We start from the raw sequence: 22,091 nt of genomic DNA on the forward strand, positions 1-22,091 counted from the left end.
GGCGCCGCCCGCCCTCCCGCGCCGGGGGGGGCCCCCGCGGGGGGGGCGGGCCCCCCCCCCACGGAAGCCGGCCCTCAGGACGAGTCGCGTACGAGCAGCTCGGGGACGAACACCAGCGCGGCGGGTTCCGTACGCGTGCCCTGGAGGTGCTCGGTCAGCAGGTGAGTCTGCCCACCTCCGCACCCTGACGCGCCCCTTCTCTCCGCATTCCGGTGCCCGGCGTACCGCTGGATTCAGGCTTAAGGCAAGTCGAAAGAAAAGTGCGGTCAGACTTATTGACCGTCAGATTCCGGGCCGTGCAGGGTGTCGGAGAGCGCTCTCCCGCTTTCCGTTCCCTCTAGGAGCCCCGCATGTCTCCCCTTGGGCAACACCCACCCCTCACGTCACGCAGCCACGGCCGCGGATCCGCGCCGGCCCGCCGAGGCATCGCCGCCGCCGTGGCCACCGCCCTCGCCGGCGCCCTGCTCGCGTTGACCCCGACCACCGGCGCGCAGGCGGCGCCCCTGCCGGTCTCGCAGGGCAAGCCCGTCACCGCCTCCAGCGTGGAGCAGGCCGGCACCGCCGCCGCGGCGGCCGTCGACGGCGACCTCGGCACACGTTGGTCCAGCGCCTTCTCCGACAACCAGTGGCTCCAGGTCGACCTCGGCGCCCCCACCGCCCTCTCCCGGGTGGAGCTGCGCTGGGAGGCGGCCCACGCCTCGGCGTACCGCATCGAGCTGTCCACGAACGGCACCGACTGGACGACCGCCCACTCCACGACCACGGGCGCCGGCGGCGCGGAGACCGTCCCCGTCTCCGGCACGGCGCGCTACGTCCGCCTGCAGGGCGTCACCCGCGCGACCGGATACGGCTACTCGCTCTGGGAGTTCCAGGTGTACGGCACCGACGGCGGCCCGGTCATCCCCGGCGGCGGCGACCTCGGGCCGAACGTGCATGTCTTCGACCCGGCCACGCCCGGCATCCAGGCCAAGCTGGACGAGGTCTTCCGGCAGCAGGAGTCGGCGCAGTTCGGCCCCGGCCGGCACGCCTTCCTCTTCAAGCCCGGCACCTACAGCGGGCTCAACGCCCAGATCGGCTTCTACACCCAGATCGCGGGGCTCGGCCTGCGCCCCGACGACACCTCGATCAACGGCGACGTGACCGTCGACGCGGGCTGGTTCAACGGCAACGCCACCCAGAACTTCTGGCGCTCCGCCGAGAACCTGGCCCTCAGCCCGGTCAACGGCACCAACCGGTGGGCGGTCTCCCAGGCCGCCTCCTTCCGCCGCATGCACGTCAGGGGCGGCCTCAACCTGGCGCCCGACGGCTACGGTTGGGCCAGCGGCGGCTACATCGCCGACAGCAAGGTCGACGGCCAGATCGGCAACTACTCGCAGCAGCAGTGGTACACGCGCGACAGCGCGATCGGGGGCTGGTCCAACTCCGTCTGGAACCAGGTCTTCTCCGGTGTCGAGGGCGCTCCGGCCACGGGCTTCCCCGAGCCCCGCTACACCACACTCGACACCACCCCGATCTCCCGCGAGAAGCCCTTCCTCTTCTGGGAGGGCGGGGAGTTCAAGGTCTTCGCGCCCGCCAAGCGGACCAACGCGCGCGGTACCACCTGGGCGAACGGCACCCCGCAGGGCACGTCGATCCCGCTGGGCCAGTTCTACGTCGTCAAGCCGGGCGCCAGTGCCGCCACGATCAACGCGGCCGTCGCGCAGGGCCTGCACCTGCTCTTCACCCCGGGCGTGTACCACGTCGACCGCACCATCGAGATCAACCGGGCGGACACCATCGTCCTCGGCCTCGGCCTCGCCACGATCATCCCGGACAACGGCGTGACCGCGATGCGGGTGGCCGACGTCGACGGCGTCCGCCTCGCCGGCTTCCTCATCGACGCGGGACCCGTCAACTCCCCGACGCTGCTTGAGGTCGGCCCGCAGAACGCCTCCGCCGACCACGCGGCCAACCCCACCACCGTGCAGGACGTGTACATCCGCATCGGCGGCGCGGGCGCGGGCAAGGCGACCACCAGCATGGTCGTCAACAGCGACGACACGATCATCGACCACACCTGGGTCTGGCGCGCCGACCACGGTGAGGGCGTCGGCTGGGAGACCAACCGGGCCGACTACGGCGTCCGTGTCAACGGCGACGACGTGCTCGCCACCGGTCTGTTCGTCGAGCACTTCAACAAGTACGACGTGGAGTGGTACGGCGAGCGGGGCCGCACGATCTTCTTCCAGAACGAGAAGGCGTATGACGCCCCGAACCAGGCCGCCATCCAGAACGGCGCCACCAAGGGCTACGCCGCCTACCGCGTCGACGACTCGGTGAACACCCACGAGGGCTGGGGCCTCGGCAGCTACTGCTACTACAACGTCGACCCGACGATCCGTCAGGCACACGGCTTCAAGGCCCCGGTCAAGCCCGGGGTGAAGTTCCACAGCCTGCTCACCGTCTCGCTCGGTGGCAACGGCCACTTCGACCACGTCATCAACGACATCGGGGCGCCCACGTCGGGCACCGAGACGATCCCCTCGACCGTCGTCTCCTTCCCCTGACCGACCGGGGCCGGTGTCCGCCCGCCACGCCCCGCCACGGCGGACACCGGCCCCTCCGGCGCTCTCGGCGCCTTGCTCGTCTCGTCCCCCTACAGGCCGAGCCCCCCGCCCGCGCTCGGGCCGGGGATCACGGGCTTGGGGCAGAGCCGGGCCACGGCCGCGCGCAGTTCCGGTTCGCACGGGTGGTGGGAGAGGCCCGGACCGTTGAGCCGCTCCCGCAGGAGCGGGGCGATCAGTTTGCTCGCGAAGTACGCCCGCAGAACCTCGGAGTTGTCCGCCTCACGGGTCAGCAGGGTGACCAGTTCGGGGGTCGCCGAGGCGGCCCCGTGCCAGTCGGTGTCGACCGTCTCGACGGCCGGCGGCAGTCCGGCCCGCACGGCGGCGATCAGGACCCGGCCGGTGTCCTGCGGGTGCCAATGCTGGGAGCCGGACTTCTCGTGGGTGTCGACGGCCTGCGTGACCGTCGACATGGTCCAGTCGGAGCGCGGCAGCCACGTGGCCGCCCACGCCACGGCGGACGTGTGGGCCACGATGTTGGGCGCAAGGGCCGGGACCACGTCCGGGAGGTGGCGCTGCGCGGAGCACTCGTGCAGGGCCTGGGCCGCCCACCCGATGCCGAGCCAGTGCGACTCCGCGTCCACGACCAGGTGGCGCCCCGCCACCTGCTCGATGAGCCGACCCACCGCCTGGGCGAGCGCGTCGGCGGACCGGTGCGCGCGGTGGACCACCTTGAGGAGCTTGCTCGCCTGGTGGATCCCCAGCGCGTTCGCCAGGACGTCGGCGTTCAGCCCGAGCACATGGTCGAGGATGTCCTTGAACGCCTTGCGCGCACCCGTCAGCCACAGGGCCTGCAGCAGGCCGGGGACCTCCTGCATGTCCGAACGGAGTTTCCCCCGGAGCCGCCTGAGCAGCCGGTTGACGTCGACGCTCGCGGCCAGTTGCTCACCCCACTGCGGCTCCCACATGTGCGCGAGCGTCAGCACCTCCACCACGGCCCGGGGGCTGGCGAAGAGATGCATGGTGGACTCCAGCCGGTTGGCGACCAGGGTGTGCATCCACTCGGTCTCCTCGGTGCGGTTGGTGACCCCGAGCCGGGCCAGGGCGCGCCCCACATGGCCCTGGGTCAGCGGGTCCTGCTCGAACTTGAAGGCCTCGACGAGCGTCAGCCAGCGCCGCCGTTCGTCCCGCAGGGCTTCGAGTTCCGCCTTGCCGAGGCCCGGCTCGCAGCGCTCCACCTCGCTCAGCAGCTCGGCGGTGAGCGGCGGGTGCACCACGCTGCGGAGCACGAGTTCACGCAGGTGGGAGAGGTCCTGCCCGCCGTGCGGCTGACTCAGGTTCCGCACGGTCGTGGCCGCTTCGCTCGGATTCAGCGTGCGGAGCTGGCCGAGCGCCGTGGTGAAGGCGCCGATGCTGCGGCCGACCTTGAGCCGCTCGGCCCAGACCCATTCGGGGTGCTGCTCCTTGAAGTAGCCGAGCACGAACTCGGTCGCCTCGACCCGGCCGCCGGCCCGCAGGGTGTCGGCCATCACATGGAGCTTCTGCGCGACATTGCTCGCACTGCTCAGTTGCGGAGCCTGCACCGCCTTGTCGATCTTGAGGCGCTGCGCGTAGTCCACGCCGATGTCCGGTACGAGCGCGAGCCCGAGCCGGTGGGTGTGCACCATGCTCTCCGGATCCAGACTGATCTGGGACATCCGGTCACAGAGCACCTTCCGGTCGAGGCGCGCGGCCAGCTTCTGGAGGAAGGTCTGGCCGAAGTACTCGTCCTGGATCAGGAGCATGGCGAGGCGCGGACCCCAGGGGCGGGCCGTGCCGCGCTGGGCGTGGATGCTGGAGACGACGAGCCCGAGCGCCCCCTCCTCGATGTCCTGCCGGTAGTCCGCGCCCGCTTCCCACAGCCCGCGCAGCAGGTGGTAGACGATGGCGGGCCGGCGCTCGCGCCGCATGACGTTCTCGACGAACTCCTGACCGATCTCCATGGCCAGGCGGTAGCTGAACCGCTCCTTGGTGGCGCAGTAGAGATCGTCCACCCGGCTGACGGCGCTGAGCAGCATCCCGGCGCCCCGCGCGTCCTCGAAACTGCGGACGGTCTTGGCCAGTTCGCGGGCGAGATTGGCGTCGGCGAGCAGGTCCTTGTCCCGGTCCTCGTGGTACAGCAGCGTCCGCAGTGTGCCGCCGTGGATGTTCCGTACCGTCGAGATGAGGATGGCCGCCTCGGCGGGCGGTGCCGCCTTCACCACGGGAACCAGGGTGCGCCCGAACTTCAGGTGGTTGAGCAGCCGGTTGCAGAGCCCGCGGTTGCTCTGCGCCAGGTCGAACAGGGCCTGGCTTATCTGGATCGCGTCCGAGTGCGCCAGAGCGGCCTGGAGTTGTGACTTGTACTGCTCGATGATCTGGTCCCAGTCCCGGGGACCGTCGAAGTGCAGGCGCAGCGAGATCCAGGAGAGGATCGCGGCGAGGGACCTGTCCTTGGTGGGAGCGGCGTCGATGAGGTACTGCGCCGGCTTGAAGAGGGGGCGCAGCGCCGAAGCGGGATTGTCCTCCCGGGCCTGCCGCGACTTGGCGAAGAGCAGATCGTCCATGCGCCGAACGGCGATGAGGTCCCGGTGGTTCGCGGGGTCGGCGTCCCGGACGAGCTGGTCGGTGAGCTGCTCGAACCAGTCGCAGACGGTCGCGGTCGGTGTGGTGCCCTCGCCCGCCAGCTTGAGCAGGGCGGTGACGAGGTGGTACCGGTCCGTGAGGCTGGAGGGCCTGCCGAGGACCGTGCGCAGGCCCTGTGGTGTGCCCGCCCACGCGACGAGCTCCGCGAGGACGTTCCGCTGCAGCCGGAACTCGTCGTCCCACAGCGCCGTGAGCCCGAAGGTGAGATCACGGACCGTCAGATCGTCGACCCGTGTGAGGTGTTGGAGCACCGCCGGAAGCGCGGCGGCGGTCCAGTCGGCGTCACTGTTGCGCCGGCACAGCCGCAGCACCCACAGGGCCTTGCGGGGGTGGGCGGCGGCCGCCCAGTCCGTGATCGCCGCGCGGACCGAGGGGAGTCTGAGCAGCTGCGTGAGCCGCTCGGGCGCGTACGCGGCGCACTTGCGCAGCAGCGCGTCGAGTCGCGGCTGGTTGTCGTCCCGGATGAGACCGAGGACGTACGGTTCGAGCCGGGCGGGGAAGTCGTCGAGCCCCTTGGGGCTCGCGGAGGCGAGCAACGCCTCGGCCCGTACGGTGCTGGGGATGCGCGCGAGCCCGTGGTGGACGACGACGCCGAGCGCCCTGCGCGTCTCCTCGGGAATGACCTCCACCCGCGCGATCGGGACACCTTCGTCCAGCCACGACACCGCGGCCACCAGATACAGCGCGGCGAGCGCGTCGGCGTCGAGGACGGCACAGACGGCCTGCGCCCGGGCCCGTACGCGGTCGGCGCCAAGACCCTTGTCCGGCAGGGTCCCCGCGGCGGCCGGCTTGTCGGCCGGTTCCTCGCGCAGCAGATCGGCCAGCAGCCCGAGGTCCCCGTGGCACGCCTCGACGGCCAGGCCGACGGCCGCCGTGTCGTCGGCACGGACCCGGTACTCCCCGGGCGCCTGACGGATCATGCTCCGGGCCAGGTCGGGGAGGTCCGCCGCGGCTACGAGGGTGGTGTACGCGGTCACCCCGTGCGGCTCCCACCGGTTGGCGGCCCCGTCGACGAACCGGGTCAGCGCGAGCACGGCCACCTTGAGGTTGCTCAGCGACTCCATGGCCTCCCCGATGTTGCCGTCGTCCAGGGCCTGCAGCCCGTCCAGGACCACGAGCACCTTCCGGCGCACGGTGTCGACGCCGGTGGCGGTGAGCGCTGCCTCGACCACGGGCAACAGATCGCCGTCCGGGGGCAGTTGGCGAAGGTCGGGGGAGAGGACGACGGTCTGCCAGCCGGCGGCCTCCAGCTTCCGCACCACCTGCTGGGCGAGCACCGTCTTCCCGCTGTTGCGCCCGCCGGACTGGATCACCCGGGCTTGGGGCCGCTGGTGGTACCGCTTGAAGAGGGAGGAGGACCAGTCGAAGTCGACCAGGCGCTCGTCGGCCGGTCCGCGCCACCCCGGCGCGGAGTCACCGAGGGCGGAGGAGTGGAGGATGCTCCACTCCGCCTCTTCGAGGATCTGCGCCGCCCGGCGGGCCACCGCGGCGTGCCACCGCTCTCCCCATAGCAGGCGGGCGGCGCCGAGCAGGCTCGGCTCGGCGTCCGACTCCACGGTGCCCGCCCGGTGCAGCCGCCAGCCGTCGGTGTCGCGCCACAGCACGTCGAGGCCGGCCCCGGCGGCAGCCCCCATCGCCTGCTCGATCACGGTGGGAGGCAGCCAGTCACCGTCCGGCGACACGCCCGCGAGGGCGAGCACCCCCAGGGTCCCGAGGTCGGGGAGGCCGCCCTCGGCGGCGATCCAGGACAGGGCGACGGCGGCCGGGGCGGAGTCCGGGGCGACCATGGAGGGGCTGAGGACGTACGGGGCGTCCACCCGGGGGTGGACCTCGGAGAGCCTGCGGCCCACGGTCGCCACGAGGGGCCCGGCCGCGTTCAGCGCCCGGTCGATCGCGGCGGAGTCGGGGAACGGCGACGAGGGGAGGGCGCCGTCGCGGGGATCGAGCACGATGTCGGCGCCGGCGATGACGTACCAGTCGTCCACCGGCGCGAGCAGCAGCGGCGCCCCGCCCACCGGCGTCGGTCTGGGCACCTCGCCGCTTTCGGCGCCCACGCGGTCGGCCCGCGTCACCAGTTGGTCGAGCTCGGTCAGCAGCTCGGCGTCGAGTTCACCGAGGAGCGCCCCCAGGTGCGTGGCGCCCTCCTCCGCGTACTCGAAGAGCAGCGCGCCGGGGCCGATCGGGTTCCGCTCCTCCGAGAAGTCGAAGGGGCGCCGGGGGAGGGGGATCTTTCGGTCCAGGGACCTCTGCCCGAGTCCGATGACCGTACGGAGCCGGGACTCGACGCGGACCGGGTCGGCCGAGGGGCCGATCAGGTCCGTGGCCAGCGCGTGGAGCGCCATGTGCAGTTCATGCGTCAGGGACGATTCCCTGCCGACGGTGGACGAGGTCGGGTTCTCTTGGCTCACGCTCGACTCCCCCTGTGCGATCGTTCATGGCGTGATGCGGACCAGGCCCTCGGCGGTTCCGACGAGGATCTGGCCGTTGGCGTGCAGGTCCACCGAGTGGACGTCGAGCCCGATGTCGAACAGGCGGGCCGGTCCGGAACCGGTGACGGGCGACACCCGGATGTCGCCGTCGACGCCCGCGCTGACCAGGACCCGGGTGGAGCCCACGGTGCACAGCCGCAGTTCACTGATCCCGCGAGCGTGCTTCGCGATCCACCGGTGGGTGCGGCCGCTCCAGTCCGACAACCAGATGGAACCGTCACCGGCGCCCGTGTAGATGCCGTGGGCGTCTGCGGCGATCTTCATCAGGCCGCGGTCCTGCGGCGGTTCGAACGTGTGCAGCCGTTCGCCGTCACCGCGCCACACGACCACCTGCGTCGCCGTGCGCGCCGCCACCCGGAGCCCGGCCGACGTCATCGCGGCCGTGGCCGCGCCCAGGCGGAGCCCCGGCCTGTCGACGCGCGGCCAGGTCTCTCCCCCGCTGCGCCACTGCCACCCCTCGCCCCCGGCGATCAGCAGGTCCTGTCCGACCTTGACGCAGCTGGTCAGCGGGCAGTGGAGGTCCAATGGCTCGATCGCCTGCCCCCGGCCGTCCAGGAGCGCGACCCAGGCTCCGCCGGTGATGTCCCCCGCGAACAGCGCGGGCTGCCCGTTGTGGTCGATGACCGAGGAGGCGGTGATCCGCGGCGGGTGCGGGACGCCGCTGCGGCTCGCCACGTTCCCGGGGTTGAACACGGTCCAGGCGGTGTCGTCGGCGCCGCCCGGACGGTGGAACACACGGCTGCCGGTCAGCGCCAGTTCGCCGCCGTCGGGCAGGCAGTGGACCGTCTTGACGCTCCGGTCGGCCGGGAGGTCGGGGGCGTCCAGCTTCCGGCGGAGCGCGGGCGGGCGGCAGTCGACCGCCACGGCCTGCCAGCCGAGGGCGTACTCACGGGCCCGCCGGGCCAGTTCGTCCAGGGCGCGCACCTCGGCGTGCAGTGCGAGGCGCGCCAGGATGTGCCCGTCGGGCTGCCAGCGATCCCCCATCAACTCCCAGCAGAGCGCACGGACGTTGGCCACCCGGTCGTTGGTGGACTCCTGGAGGAGGCCGAGGGTCCGGTACAGCGTCTCGCTGTTCATCGCGAGCAGGAATTCCGGTTGGTCCAGGTACGTGTCCAGGGTGCCGGCGAGCCGCGCGTGGTGCGGAAAGTGCTCGCGGGTGTACTGGTCGGCGGCGGACCAGTCGGGCTGGTCGGACGGCAGGAGGGGGAGCTGCTCGATCATGGCCGAGACGAACAGCGCGTGGTATCTGCGTTGCTCCTCGGACGATTCGGCGAGATAGCCGGCGGTCAGAGGGTGCTTGAGCCTCCATCCGTGACTGTTCATGCCGTCCTCCGGGACCTCAAGGTAGTCCCTTGCCTCTCTGCGTACTTCGATGATGGCCGCGGGACCCGCTCCGCGGCGGCCCGCCGCGCGGACCACCGCGGCCCACAGCCGCCCGTCGGCCGGGAGTCCGTCGCCCTGGGCCAAGGCGACGGGGAGCAGCATCTCCCTGGCCCACTGGGGATCGTCGTCGTCCAGCGTCCGGCTGAGCCGCTCGAGTGCGCGCAGGACGAGGTCGGCGTTGGACCGCTCGGCCTGGAGCCTGGCGGTCGCCGGGTCCTGGGTGCTCGTGTCGACGGCGAAGAGGTAGGCACGGAGCCAGGACCGGCCGACCAGGGCGGTCGTCTTGAGCGCGATGTCGCGTTTCGACCCGGCGTTCGTGGCCGACCACCGCGTGCCCTTGCGGTTCCTGAGGACGTGCTCCACGAGAGCGACCATGTCGGCCTCGTGGAAGTACTCCTCCGAGTCGAGGTCGAGGATCCGTCCCTCGAATCCGTCGGGTACGTCGTTGGTGGCCATGACGACACGGGTCCGCGGCTGGGCGGCCAGGGGTGCCAGCAGCATCCTGTAGAGGAGCTCGGGTTCGTTGCTCGCGTCGACGGAGTCGAAGACGAGGCGCAGTCCTCGGCCGCCGAGGGCCTCGACCAGGTCTTCCTGGCTGGTCCTGTAGTGGTGGGCCAGGTCGTCCGCCACGTCGTCCGCGTTCTTGCCGCGGACGTCAAGCAGCAGGTCGATGCATCCGTCGGGCGCGGCGGCGGGCGCTCGGGTCCCGGTCGGCAGCGGCTGTCCCTCGGACGCGGCGTGGATCCAGTCGAGGAGGACGGACTTGCCCGAGCCCGGCCCTCCGGTGACTACGAGCGGCGTGCCCCCGGTAGCCACGAGGGCCGTCCCGCCGGTGGCCACGAGGGGCGCGTCCGGGGCGGACGGTGACGCCTCTTCCAGGTGGGCGACGACGTCCCGTACGGCTTCGGCGCGTCCGCAGAAGGCCCAGCCGCTGTCGTCGTTCGCCTCGGGTGGCCGGCGCACGTGGCTCGGCCGGTAGCGCGGATTGCGGAAGGCCCGGATCTTTCCCCGGGCGGGCACGAAGCTGGGTAACTGGGGGTCCTTGGGGGCGTCGGACCCCTTCTCCATGCGGACCTTCAGTTCCTCGACGAGGTCGTAGACGTCGAGGTGTTCGTCCGTCCCGCGGGTGTTGCGCAGCGCGTGCGCGAAGGAGTCGGCGAAGTGCATCTGCTGCGCATCGGTGGTCCGGTCCGTGGAGCCGATCAGGGTGAGCAGGGGCAGTGGGGCCCCTTTGACGTGCTGTTCCAGTGCGTCCCGGTCCAGTCGGTTGACCGCGAGGCCGGAGCGGCAGGCGTCCAGCAGGACGACCACCTCGCGCGGCCGGGTGGCCCGTGTGCCCGGGATGATGAGCGACATGAGCTGGGCGACCTCCAGCATGCTCGCCCGCTTGGCCTTCTCACTGTCGTGGGCGGCGAGCAGGATGTCCCCGTCGCCGAAGTCGACGCCGTGCCCGGAGTAGTAGAAGAGCAGGATGTCGGGCGGCGTGCCGTCCTCGCCGTTCAGCGCCTGCTCGAAGCTGCTCAGGACGTCCTTGACCTGGGGATCGGTCTGCGACCCGCGGTGGATCGTGAATCCGGCCTCCACCAGGGCGGCCCGCATCATCCGCAGCTCGTCCGGGACGCGCGGCAGCGGATCGAACCCGGCTCCGAATCCACTGGTCCCGGAGACGAGCGCCACCCGGACGAGATCCGCCGACCGTTCGACGGGGTACGAAGCCGTCGTCACCGCTCGCCGGCCGCAAGCCCTGTCGCGACGGCCTCGGCCACCTCTTCGGTCGTGAGGTAGCGGAGCACCGAGTGGCTGCCGAAGAAGTACTTGCCGGGCTTGTGCCAGGGCAGGTTGACGACGGGCCGGTCGTCGACGTCGCCGAAGGCGGGTTCGAGGTGCTTGACCAGCGCGATGGGGTCGTCCTTGGCGGCCACGTTGACCCAGCGGGCGACGGGCGGCAGCGCGTTGCCCGCGGAGGGCGGCGTCGGCAGCAGGAGGTCCTGGACCGCGCGGAGGCCCAGCGGGGAGCCGACGCTGATGAACGTGTGCACGTTCCACTCGGGGTGGGCGCGGAGCGCCTCGTAGGCGACGACGGAGCCCAGCGAGTGGCCGATGACGACCCTCGTCTCGGGGGTCACGACCCGCTCGAAGCGCTTCTGCGCGCACTCCCGCACGGTGTCGGACGCGTCCAGGTATCGCCGTACCTGACGGATCATCCAGATGACCGTGCGGCCCATCGGCTTGCCGAGCCCCTCGTGCCGCTCCAGCCGGCGCAGCGCGATCTGGCCGATGCCCTTGCCCCCGGGCAGGGGAGCGTCGGTACCTTCGGCGAACGCCTCAAGGAGCTCCAGCTCCAGTGGGTCGCGTACGTCACCGATCTGGAACGCCGGGATGTCCGCCAGCTCGTCGTCCACGCCGCCACCCTTGGTGTCCCGGCTGCGGAAGCAGCTGCCGTAGTACACGGCGGCCACGTCCGCCGGGTCCGGCACCGGGTGGGCGGCGTCCGTCATGCCGACCCGGAGGGCTTCGTACCACTCGGTCAGCATCGTCTCGGCGTGCTTGTACTGGTAACCGATGCCGTGGCAGATGACTACACGCGACACTGTGCCCCCCTGGTGCCTAGGTCGAGGTGGTTCCCACGCAGAAGACCTGAGGAACCATCATGCCGCAAGTTCGGTAAGCGGATAGCAGCTATGGGTAATCAAGTCGCGCTGCGTAGCGGAAGGTTCAAAAAACGCTTGGACCGGGCGGGGGTCGGCACGGAAGACTTTCTGGCTCACCCGACGGCCCGAAAGTACAGGCTTGTGATGGGATCACATCAATCGTCCGAAGGAGCCCCGAGCAGGGGTTCCGTCCTCCTCGCCCTCCGCCACTACGGAAGGGAACTGGCCCGTCTCCGATGGATGACACTGCCCGCGATGCTGCTGCCCGCGCTCGGCAACGTAGGCATCCAGTACATCGCGCCGCTGGTCGTTGCCAAGCTCGTCGGCCGGATCGCCGGCGACGGCGGCGCCGTTCTCGCGGTCGGCCCGATGCTGCCGTACGTCCTCACCTTCGCCGGTGTCCTGCTGCTCTCCGAAGCGCTGTGGCGCGTCGGTCTGCACTGCCTGAACCGCCTCGACGCCCGGGGCATCGAGCACCTGTACGTCGTCGGAATGGGTGAACTCTTCGCCAAGGACGCCTCGTTCTTCCACGACAACTTCGCCGGCTCGCTCACCAAGCGGGTCCTCAGCTTCGCCTCCCGCTTCGAGGAGTTCGTCGACACGCTGACCTTCTCGGTCATGGGCAGCCTCGTCCCGCTGGTGTTCGCGTCGGTGGTGCTCTGGCAGTACGACCCGCTGCTCGTCGTCGGTCTGCTGACGATGATCCTGGTCACGGCGGTGGGCGTGGCACCCCTGATCCGGCGCCGGCAGGCGCTCGTCGCCCAGCGGGAGCAGGCCATCGCCCGGGTCTCCGGGCACGTCGCCGACAGCCTGATGAACATGGACACCGTCCGGTCCTTCGCCGCCGAGGAACGCGAGGCCGCCGAACACCGCTCGCGGGTCGCGGAGTCGCGCCGCCTCACGCTGCGCTCCTGGGACTACGGCAATCTGCGCATCGACACCCTCGTCGCGCCGATGTCCGTCCTGACCAACGTCCTGGGGCTGCTCCTCGCGCTCTCGCTCGGCGGGGGACAGCTCGGCGTGGAGGCGGTCATCGTCGCCTTCACGTACTACGCCAACGCCACCCGGATCATGTTCGAGTTCAACCAGATCTACCGGCGGCTCGAGAGCTCGATGACGGAGGCGGCGCAGTTCACCGAACTGCTCCTGGACCCGCCCACCGTGCTCGACCCGCCGGCCCCGGAACCGCTGGCCGGCCGGACCGCCGAGGTGCGGTTCGAGCGGGTCACGTTCTCCCACGCGGGCGCCGAGCCGCTCTTCAAGGGGCTCGACCTGACGGTGCCCAGCGGGGCGAAGTTCGGCCTGGTCGGCCGGTCCGGCGGCGGCAAGACCTCGCTCACCCGGCTGTTGCTCCGGATGACGGACATCGACGACGGACGGATCCTGATCGGCGGACAGGACATCAGCCGGCTGCGGCAGACCGAACTGCGCGGCCAGATCTCCTACGTACCGCAGGACCCGGCGATGTTCCACCGCTCGCTCCGGGACAACATCGCCTTCGCCCGGCCCGACGCCACCGAGGCGGAGATCCGCCGGGCGGCCGAGGCGGCGCACGTCACCGAGTTCGCCGACGCGCTGCCCGAAGGATTCGACACGATGGTGGGCGAGCGCGGGGTGAAGCTCTCCGGCGGCCAGCGCCAGCGGGTCGCCCTCGCCCGGGCGATCCTCCGGGACGCGCCGATCCTGCTGCTCGACGAGGCGACCAGCGCCCTCGACTCCGAGAGCGAGATCCTCGTCCAGGACGCGCTGTGGCGGCTCATGGAGGGGCGCACGGCGCTCGTCGTGGCGCACCGGCTCAGCACGGTCGCCACCATGGACCGCCTGGTCGTCCTGGACCGGGGGCAGATCATCGAACAGGGCACCCACCAGGAGCTCCTCGCCACCGGCGGCGCCTACGCGAAGCTCTGGCAGCACCAGTCGGGCGGCTTCCTGGACGACAGTCCCGCGGGGGCCGAGGTGGGGTGAGGGCGGGGGCTCGGTTCGGCCTGGGTCCGGCTCGTCCGGGCCCCGGTCGGGCTCGGGTCGCGCCCCCTCGCCCTGGCTTGGTACGGACCTTCCGGGCTGGTGGGGTGCCCTCCGTACGGATGTGGCACCAAGCTGACAGGGCGCGTCAGCTTGTTGTCACGCCGGGGCGCTCCATCCGGCCGGGTCCGCTGGCATCGTCGGGTCCGCCGGATCCGCTCCGGCGAGGCGGGGAATCCACCACCAGGCCAGGGGGATCCATGGACGCACATCCGTGTAAGAAGAAGCCCGGCGCGTGGACGAGAGCCGCCGCGGCGCTCGCCCTGACGCTCGGCACGCTCACCCTGTCGGCCGGACCGGTCGCCGCCGAACCCGCCGCCGAACCCGTCCCCGCGCCCATCGTCGCCGGACCTGTCGCCGGACCCGCCGCCCCGCACCTCCCCGCGTCCGCCGCCGGGTTCCCGCACACCCCGGACGAGGCACTCGCCGCGTTCTGCGCCGAGTGGGAGGCCTTCGCCTCCTCGTTGCCCTTCGCCGTCGCTCCGCCGCCGGTGTGCAAGCTGGTCAACGGCTGGGACTAGGCGGCGCCGCCATGCGGTTCCAGCTGCTCGGGCCGCTCAGCCTCGCGGACGGTGCCGAGACCGTCGTCCTCGCCCCGTCCCGCCCCACCAACCTCCTCGCGGCGCTGCTGCTCCACGCCAACGGCGTCGTCTCGGCCGACTACCTCCAACAGGCGATCTGGGGCGAGGAACAGCCCGCCACCGCCAAGGCCGCCCTCCAGACCTGTGTCATGCGCCTGCGCCGGCTCTTCGTCAAGCACGGCGTGACCCAGACCCCGATCGAAGCCGTACCCGGCGGGTACCGCATCGGCGCGGGCCCGCGCACCCTCGACCTGATCGCCTTCCGCGACCAGGTCGGGCGTGGCTCCGCCGAGCACGACCCCGAGGCCGAACTGCACCTGCTCAAGGACGCCCTGTCGCTCTGGCAGGGCGCCCCGCTCGCCAATGTGCGCTCCGACGTGCTCCACCGCGATGTCGTGCCACGGCTCGTCGAGGAACGCCTGCGCGCCGTGGAACGCGTCTGCGACCTGTACCTCGTCCTCGACCGCTGCGGCGACGCGCTCGTCGACCTGTGGGACGTCACCCGCGCCCACCCCGGTTACGAGCGCTTCCACGAGCAGCTGATCGAGGCCCTGTACCGGACCGGGCGGCAGGCTGAGGCGCTGGCCGAGTACCGGCGGATCAAGGAGTACCTCCTCGACGAGCTGGGCGTGGACCCCTCCCCGGCGCTCCGCAGGCTGGAACTGGCCATCCTGCGCGGCGACGACCTGGGCCCCGCCCGCTCCGCAACCGCCGCGCCCGCACGCCTCGCGCTCCCGGCCGCCCCGGCGCACCCCGCCGAACCCGGGCCGCCGCTCGTCGCGCCCGTCCCCGTGGTCCCCTCCTTCACCGGCCGCGCCGCCGAGGTCGCCGCCATGACGGCCCGGCTGACCGAGCCGCGCGACGAGGCGGTGACCGTCCTGGTCTCCGGCGCGCCCGGCATCGGCAAGACCGCGCTCGCCGCGCACGTCGCCCACCTGGTGCGGGACGCCTTCCCCGGCGGCCGCCTCCTGGTCCGCATGACCGACCCGCACGGCGCGCCCCGCCCCACGAGCGAGGTCGCGGCCGAGGTCTCGGCGGCCCTGCGCGACCGGCACCCCGAGGACCGCGCGCTGCTCGTCCTGGACGACGTGACCGACGCCGAACAGGTACGGCCCCTCCTGCCCGTCGGCCCCGGCGGCGCCGCCGTCGTCACCAGCCGTATGGGGCTCGCCGGACTCATCGCCACCCACGGCGGCTGGGTCCACCGGCTCTCGGTCTTCGCGCCCGAGGAGTCCCACCGGCTCCTGCACACCGTCCTCGGCCCCGAACGCGCCGGGGCCGAACCGGAAGCCGTCCACCGACTGGCCCAGCTCTGCGGGCACTTCCCCCTCGCCCTGCGCATCGCAGCCGCCCGCCTCCTCACCCGGCCCGAGCTGCGGCTCGCCGACGGCGCCGACTGGCTCGCGGGCGACCCCGTCGCCCGGCTCGCGCTGCCCGACTCCCCGGACATGTCCGTGGACCGGGTCCTCGCCGGCGCGATCGGCCGGCTCGACCCGCGCCTGGCCGAGGTCTTCGGCCGGCTCGGCGCCCTGCCCCCGGAGTTCCGCGCCGAGGACTGCCGGGGCATCGAGGAGGCCGAGGGGACGCTGGAGCGGCTCGCGGACTCCGGCCTCCTGGAGGCGGGGCCGCCCGGCCCGTACCGGATGCACGACCTGCTGCGCACCTACGCGCGGCGCAGCACCGAACGCGACCCGGAGAACGACCCCGATCGCAACCCCGAACGTCCTGCTGAACGTACCGCCGCCGAACGTACGCGACCGACAGAGAAGGTGTGACGCACATGGCTGAGGCTGAGGCTGAGATGGCTGGCACGGCGTCCGCTCCCGGCGGCGCCCCCCGGCCCGCGCCCGCCCCCGACGCGGCGTTCGACGCGCTCGCCGGGACCCGCCCCCGTATCCGCCGCGACGTCCTCTTCACCGAGACGCCCGGCGGAGTCCTCTTCCACAACGCCGACGGAGGCTTCCACCTCACCGGCAAGACGGCGTACCGCTTCGCCTCCCTCGTGGCCCCGCACCTGACGGGCGGTCATACACTCGCCGAGCTGTGTACGGGCTTCGGTCCCGCCCAACGGGCCATGGCCGCCGTCCTGGTGGGCACCCTCTACGCGCGCTCGTTCGCCCGCGACGTACCCGAGACGGAGCCCGGGGACCTCGGCGCGGACCCGCACGCCGAGGCCGTCCTGCGGGAGTTCGCGGCCCAGATCGCGTACGTCGACCACTACGTCGAGGGCGCCCCCGCCCGCTTCGCGCGCTTCCGCCACACGCGCGTGGCCGTGCTCGGCGGCGACGAGACCGCCCGCTGGTGCGCGCTCAGCCTGGTCCGCAACGGCTGCGCCCACATCGGAGTCGGCCAGGACTTCCCGGAAGTCACGGAGGAGGCGGCCGAGGCGGGAACACGCGGCTGCCCCGTACGGATCGAGCGCCTCGCCCCCGACGCCGACTGGGCGGACCTGGCCGGCTACGACGTCGTCATCGTCACCGGCGAGGGCGCCACGGGCCGGGTCCACCGGCTGCTCGAATCCGGCGTGCCCCAGGGCCGTACGCTCATCCCCGCCTGGACCTTCGGCGAACGATCCGTCGTCGGCCCGCTCGCGACCGCCTCCTCCACCGGCTGCTGGTCCTGCGCCGTGCTCCGGCTCGGCGCGAACACGGACGCGGCGGCCGCCGCCGAGCTGTGGGCGGAGGTGGCCGGCGGCTCGGTCCCGGGCGCCGGCGCGTCCATGGAGGGCGGCGGGCCGCTGACCGGACCGGTGGCGGCGATGACGGGCAACCTGCTCGGGTACGAGGTGTTCCGCCTCACCACCGGCGCCCTGCCCGCCGAGACCGCGGGGCAGGTGCTCCTCCAGGACCTCGCGTCCCTGGACGTCGTCGCCGAGCCCCTCCACCCGCACCCGCGCTGCCGCCGCTGCGCCACGCTCGCCCTGACGGAGGCCCGGGCGGGTACGGCCGTCGGCGGCCGGGAACGGGAGGCCGCGCCCGCCACGCTGACGCTGCCCGAGACCGCGAGCGTGACGACCGCCCGCGAGGCCGAGGCCGAGGTCGACCGCCTGAACGCCCTCAACGCCGCGCTCGTCCGCCCGCACACCGGGATCTTCCGCCGTTACGAGGACGAGGACCTCACCCAGACCCCGCTGAAGATCAGCCGCCTGGAACTCGCCCTCGGCCACGGCGTGCGCCGCCGAATCGCGGCCTTCGACGTGCACCACCTGGCGGGCGCCCGGACCCGGGCCCTGTACGCGGCGGCGGAGACGTACGCCGAGCACGTCGCCCTGCCCGAGCACGCCGGGCAGGAGGCCGGTGCCCCCGCCGTCCGCCTGCTGCCCGACGCCCTGACCACCGGTGGCGGTACGGGTACGGGCGCCGAAGGCGTCTCGGCGTGGGCGAGCGCCACCTCGCTGCTCACCAAGGAGAGCGTGGCCGTCCCCGAGGCGGCCGTGCGCCCCTTCGGGCCCGCCAACCGCGACCGCTCGCACCTGGCGACCGGCGCGGGATCAGGCGCGGGCGCTTCGGCCCAGGAGGCGGCGGGCCGGGGGCTGTTGTCGGCCCTTGCGCACGACGCGCTGGTACGGGCGGTACGCGGCGACACCCGGGTGACGCCCGTGGCGCTCCCGGCCGTGGACACCGACCCGGTCGGCGCGGACGACCCCGAGCTGGTGTTCCTCGTCCGGTCCGCCGCCAACCTCGGCGTCACCGTGGAGCTCCTCGACCTCGGCGAGGACGAGCGCTCCTCGGCGTACGCGGTCCTTGCCCGTGAGGCAGGCGGGACAGGCGGGACGGACGGGGACCGCTGGGCCGTCGGCGCGGGCCTCTCCCGCCGGGACGCGGCCTGCGACGCGCTGCGCGACCTCCTGGGCCGCGCCCAGCTCGCGGCGGACCCCGCGGCGGACCCCGCCGAGGACATCGACCTCGGACTTCCGCTCGTCACCGACCTCGCCCCTGCGACGATCGCCGTCACCGTCACCGTCACCGACACCGTCGTCCGCCCGGCGGAGGGCGCGGTCACCACCTTCGACGCCGTACTGGACCGGTTGCGGACGGCCGGACGGGACGTGCTGTACGTGGCGACCACCCCGGCCGACCTCGCGGCCTGCGGCGTGAGCACGGCGCGCGTCCTGGTCACCGTGGCGACCACCGAGGGCGGCGCCGCCGATGCCCACCGCTGAAACCACCGCGCCCGAAGAGGTGTGGGCGCCGTCCGCCCGGGAGTTGGCGCGGCTCGTCCGGCGCACGCTCCAGAGCCACGGCCGCCCGGAGCAGGCCGTGGAGGTGGCGCCGATCGGCGTACGCGACGCCTTCCGGAACGGCAACGGCAACGGCGGCGTCAGCGGCGGGACCTCGGCCTCTGGGGTTCCGGTCCGCTTCTACGGACGACAGGCCGTCGTCGGCCCCTTCCCCGGCGGCCCCGACGGCCGGCCGGCCTGTGCCCGCTGCCTGGAGCGTCGCTGGCAGGCCGTCCGCTCCGTCGCGTTGCGCGAGGCCCTGGAGCTCGGCTCCGGCACCCGCGCGGCCGGTGAGTCCCCGTACGTCACCCCCTTCGCCGCCGACGCGATCGCCGGTCTGATCGCCGCCCGGCTCGCCGGCGGCGGCCCAGGCGAACGGGTCTTCCCCGCCGTCCACCTGGTCGACCTGATGACCCTGAAGGTGCGCCACTACCCGCTCGTACCCGATCCCGAGTGTCCCGCGTGCGGCCAGATCGAGGAGGACACCGCGGACCGCGCCGTCCTCGACCTGCGGCCCGCGCCCAAGCACCGCCCCGGCGGCTTCCGGGTCCGGGACATCGGCGACTACGAGCTGCCCGTCGAGCCGTACGCCAACCCCGTCTGCGGCTCGCTCGGCCCCTCCGTGGTCCAGGACGTCGCCTCGCTCTCCACCTCCGCCACCATCGGGTGCTTCTCGATGCGCTCGGGGGAGTACCTGCGCGAGACCTTCTGGGGAGGCCACGCCGACACCTTCGCCGAGAGCGTCCGCATCGGTGTCCTTGAGGGCCTTGAGCGGTATGCGGGGATGCGCGCCCGGGCCAAGCGGGCCGGGGTCCGCGACTCGCTCGACGGCCTCACCGCGCGCGGCGTCCGGGCCCTCGACCCGCGCCTCTGCGGGCTCTACTCGGACGCCTTCCACCGGGCCAACCCCCGGGTGCGGCAGTTCACTTCGGACCGCACGATCCCCTGGGTGTGGGGCTATTCGCTGCGCGACCGCGAACCCGTCCTCGTACCCGAGGTTCTGACGTACTATCACGCACCCGGCCTGGAGAACCGCTTCGTACAGGAGTCCTCCAACGGCTGTGCCTCCGGCGGGAGTCTGGAGGAGGCCGCCTACTTCGGCCTGATGGAGGTCGTCGAACGGGACGCCTTCCTCCTCGCCTGGTACGGGCGGGCGGCGCTGCCGGAGATCGACCCGAGCACCAGCACCCGGCGCGCGACCCGGCACATGGTCGACCGGCTGGCGATGTACGGCTACGAGGCCCGTTTCTTCGACACCCGGATCACCTTCCCCGTCCCGGTCGTCACCGGTGTCGCCGTGCGACCCGACGGCGGGCTCGGCCGGATGTGCTTCGGCGCGGGCGCCGGCCTCGACCCGGAGGCCGCGCTCGCGGGCGCGCTCTGCGAGATCGCCACCGACGCCGTCAACCTCCAGGGCCGCACCGAACGCGACGAGGAGCGGCTGCGGGCCATGGCGTACGACTTCGACAAGGTGGCGGCCCTGCACGACCACCCGCTGGCGTACGGCATCCCGGAGATGGGCGACCACGCCCACTTCCTGCTCGGGGAGCCGGGCGCGCCCCGCCCGCCCAAGCGCTCGTTCGCCGAGGTGTACGGGGACGGCCGGGTGCTGCCCGTCTCCGCCGACCTGCGCGAGGACCTCCAGGTGTGCGTGGACGCGGTCGCCGCCGCCGGTTTCGACACGATCGTCGTCGACCAGACCATGCCCGAGCAGCGGCGCCTCGGCCTGACCACCGTGAGCGTGCTCGTGCCGGGCCTGCTGCCGATCGACTTCGGCCACACGCGTCAGCGCGCGCTCGGGATGCCGAGGCTGCGCACCGCGCTCCGGGAGGCGGGCCTGCGCGAACACGACCTGGTTCCTGGGGACTTCAACCCCGCTCCCCATCCCTTCCCATGACCCTTCCCACGAGCCGACCGCTGCCGCACCCGAAGGAGTCCCCCATGGGGTACGCCCACGACTACGCCGCCGCCATCATGCGGCGCGGCCGGGTCCCGATGCCCCCGGCCGACCACGTCCCGAACTGGGCCGACGCCCCGCGCAAGACGAAGTTCTACCCGGGCGTCGACCGCCTTCCCCTGCCCGACGCCGACTACCCGGCGGACGCAGCCCTCGACGCCGGTCTCGGTCTCGCCGAACCCGCCTTCGAGACAGGCCTGTTCGACCTCTCCGTGCTCTCCGGCATGCTCCGCGACTCCTACGGGCTCACCGGTCGCCGCCTCGGCGTCCAGGCCAACACGGACTTGAGCGCCCTGCCCTCGTACCCGCTCGCCAACTGGTCCCGGGGCACCGCCTCCGGCGGTGGGCTCTACCCGGTGAGCGTCTACTGGGTGTCCGGCGCGAGCGGTCCCGTGCCGCCCGGCGTGCACTACTACGCGACCCGCCAGCACGCGATGCAGCGCCTGCTGACCGGCGACGTCACCGGCGAGGTGCGCGCGGCGCTCGGCCACGGGGCGCCCGGGCCGGGCCTCACCGACCAGTACCTGGTCCTCGGGGTCAAGTACTGGCAGAACGCCTTCAAGTACAACAGCTTCTCCTTCCACGCCGTGAGCATGGACATCGGGACCGTGCTCCAGACCTGGCGGATGTGGGCCCGCGCCCGGGGACTCGAGATCGAGCCGGCCCTGTGGTTCGACGAGGAACGGCTCGCCCGGCTCCTGGGCGTGCGGTCCGAGGAGGAGGGCGTCTTCGCCGTCGTGCCGCTGCGCTGGACGGGCACGCCGAAGGCGACCGCGCCCGTCGGGGCCTCGGTGCGCCGCTCCGACGTCGAGCGGTCCCGCACCGTCCTCACCTTCGAGGCGGTGACGGGGATGCAGGCCGCGACCTCACGGGACGCGGCCGACCGTCCCACCGCAGAGGCCCTCGACCGGGCCGCCGTGGCGCCGCCGCGCGCCGAGTCGGCTGAGTTCGGGCTGCCCGCGCCCCGCCCCCTGACGGCGGACGTCCGCACCGCGCTGCGCCGTCGGCGCAGCAGCTTCGGCCGCTTCGACGCTCAACGACCGGTCTCCCTCGACCAGTTGGTGACGTGCCTGGCGGCCGCCACGTCCGCGTCCCGGCTGGGCGGCGACACCCGAGGGGCCGAAGACGCCTTGCCGGCACGGATGTACGCGTTCGTCAACCACGTCGAGGGGCTCGCACCAGGCAGCTACGCGTACGACCCCGGCGCGGGCGTCCTGCGGCTGGTGAAGGAGGGGCGCCCCGGCGCCTTCCTCCAGAAGAACTACTTCCTGGCCAACTACAACCTGGAGCAGGCGGGCGCCGTACTCGTGCCGGCCATGCGGACCTCGGCGGTCCTCGACACGGTAGGCGACCGGGGGTACCGCCTGGTCGGCGCGACCATCGGGGCCGTGTCCCAGGCCGTGTACACCACCTCGGCCGCGATGGACCTGGGCTGCGGGGTGGCCCTGGGCTTCGACAACATCTCGTACATCGAGGAACTCGGCCTCGACGGGACGGGCGAGTCCCCTCTGCTGATCATGCTCATCGGCAACGAGCGGCCCGTCCCGGCCGACTTCCGCTACGAGATCGCCTGAGGGGGCGG

10 protein-coding genes are annotated in these 22,091 nt (G+C 72.7%); 7 read left to right on the forward strand and 3 right to left on the reverse strand.

Annotation, left to right across the window (positions count from 1 at the left end; translation table 11 throughout):
* Positions 1–350: 350 nt before the first annotated feature.
* Positions 351–2,546 (forward strand): discoidin domain-containing protein, encoded by a 2,196-nt coding sequence (locus tag ACFWRO_RS18265; RefSeq protein WP_384511274.1) that lies wholly within the window; start codon positions 351–353, stop codon positions 2,544–2,546.
* A gap of 89 nt (positions 2,547–2,635) precedes the next feature.
* Here the strand turns inward: ACFWRO_RS18265 and ACFWRO_RS18270 are convergent, their stop codons facing one another.
* Genes ACFWRO_RS18270 through ACFWRO_RS18280 form a run of 3 tightly spaced genes read right to left on the reverse strand, consistent with a single transcriptional unit; the run spans position 2,636 to position 11,670 of the window.
* Entirely contained in the window at positions 2,636–7,615 is a 4,980-nt protein-coding gene (locus tag ACFWRO_RS18270; protein ID WP_384511277.1) for a hypothetical protein, read from the reverse strand.
* A 24-nt stretch (positions 7,616–7,639) separates the two neighbouring features.
* Positions 7,640–10,804, reverse strand: coding sequence for a caspase family protein (locus tag ACFWRO_RS18275; protein WP_384511280.1), 3,165 nt, complete (start codon positions 10,802–10,804; stop codon positions 7,640–7,642).
* A complete protein-coding gene (locus tag ACFWRO_RS18280) occupies positions 10,801–11,670 on the reverse strand; it encodes a hypothetical protein (RefSeq protein WP_384511282.1) in 870 nt (289 codons plus the stop codon). Before ACFWRO_RS18280 ends, ACFWRO_RS18275 begins: the two co-directional genes overlap by 4 nt.
* 204 nt (positions 11,671–11,874) lie before the next feature.
* On the opposite strand from ACFWRO_RS18280, the gene ACFWRO_RS18285 reads away from it, so the two are divergent.
* The 6 genes from ACFWRO_RS18285 (at position 11,875) to ACFWRO_RS18310 (ending at position 22,083) form a co-directional block, all read left to right on the forward strand.
* Positions 11,875–13,695, forward strand: a complete 1,821-nt coding sequence (locus tag ACFWRO_RS18285; protein WP_384511285.1) for an ABC transporter ATP-binding protein — start codon at positions 11,875–11,877, stop codon at positions 13,693–13,695.
* 257 nt (positions 13,696–13,952) lie between these two features.
* Positions 13,953–14,273 carry a hypothetical protein gene (locus tag ACFWRO_RS18290; RefSeq protein ID WP_384511288.1) on the forward strand — a complete coding sequence of 107 codons (321 nt, stop codon included), beginning with the start codon at positions 13,953–13,955 and terminating at the stop codon, positions 14,271–14,273.
* An 11-nt stretch (positions 14,274–14,284) separates the two neighbouring features.
* Positions 14,285–16,108 carry a BTAD domain-containing putative transcriptional regulator gene (locus ACFWRO_RS18295; protein WP_384511291.1) on the forward strand — a complete coding sequence of 608 codons (1,824 nt, stop codon included), beginning with the start codon at positions 14,285–14,287 and terminating at the stop codon, positions 16,106–16,108.
* A gap of 5 nt (positions 16,109–16,113) precedes the next feature.
* Entirely contained in the window at positions 16,114–18,495 is a 2,382-nt protein-coding gene (locus ACFWRO_RS18300) for a TOMM precursor leader peptide-binding protein (RefSeq protein WP_384511294.1), read from the forward strand.
* Positions 18,482–20,449 carry a TOMM precursor leader peptide-binding protein gene (locus ACFWRO_RS18305; protein ID WP_384511297.1) on the forward strand — a complete coding sequence of 656 codons (1,968 nt, stop codon included), beginning with the start codon at positions 18,482–18,484 and terminating at the stop codon, positions 20,447–20,449. The genes ACFWRO_RS18300 and ACFWRO_RS18305 overlap by 14 nt, the downstream gene beginning before the upstream one ends.
* 44 nt (positions 20,450–20,493) lie before the next feature.
* On the forward strand, positions 20,494–22,083 hold the full coding sequence (locus tag ACFWRO_RS18310; protein WP_384511299.1) for a SagB family peptide dehydrogenase: 1,590 nt from the start codon (positions 20,494–20,496) through the stop codon (positions 22,081–22,083).
* The last annotated feature ends 8 nt before the right edge of the window (positions 22,084–22,091 follow it).

The sequence above is a fragment of the Streptomyces sp. NPDC058579 genome (assembly GCF_042718575.1).
In the GTDB taxonomy this organism is placed as follows: Bacteria; Actinomycetota; Actinomycetes; order Streptomycetales; family Streptomycetaceae; genus Streptomyces.

Bases quoted from the DNA above. Each gene is read 5' to 3' on its own strand.
- ACFWRO_RS18295 (WP_384511291.1), top strand. From the start codon at position 14,285: ATGCGGTTCCAGCTGCTCGGGCCGCTCAGCCTCGCGGACGGTGCCGAG.
- ACFWRO_RS18290 (WP_384511288.1), top strand. From the start codon at position 13,953: ATGGACGCACATCCGTGTAAGAAGAAGCCCGGCGCGTGGACGAGAGCC.
- ACFWRO_RS18305 (WP_384511297.1), top strand. From the start codon at position 18,482: ATGCCCACCGCTGAAACCACCGCGCCCGAAGAGGTGTGGGCGCCGTCC.
- ACFWRO_RS18310 (WP_384511299.1), top strand. From the start codon at position 20,494: ATGGGGTACGCCCACGACTACGCCGCCGCCATCATGCGGCGCGGCCGG.
- ACFWRO_RS18300 (WP_384511294.1), top strand. From the start codon at position 16,114: ATGGCTGAGGCTGAGGCTGAGATGGCTGGCACGGCGTCCGCTCCCGGC.
- ACFWRO_RS18265 (WP_384511274.1), top strand. From the start codon at position 351: ATGTCTCCCCTTGGGCAACACCCACCCCTCACGTCACGCAGCCACGGC.
- ACFWRO_RS18285 (WP_384511285.1), top strand. From the start codon at position 11,875: ATGGGATCACATCAATCGTCCGAAGGAGCCCCGAGCAGGGGTTCCGTC.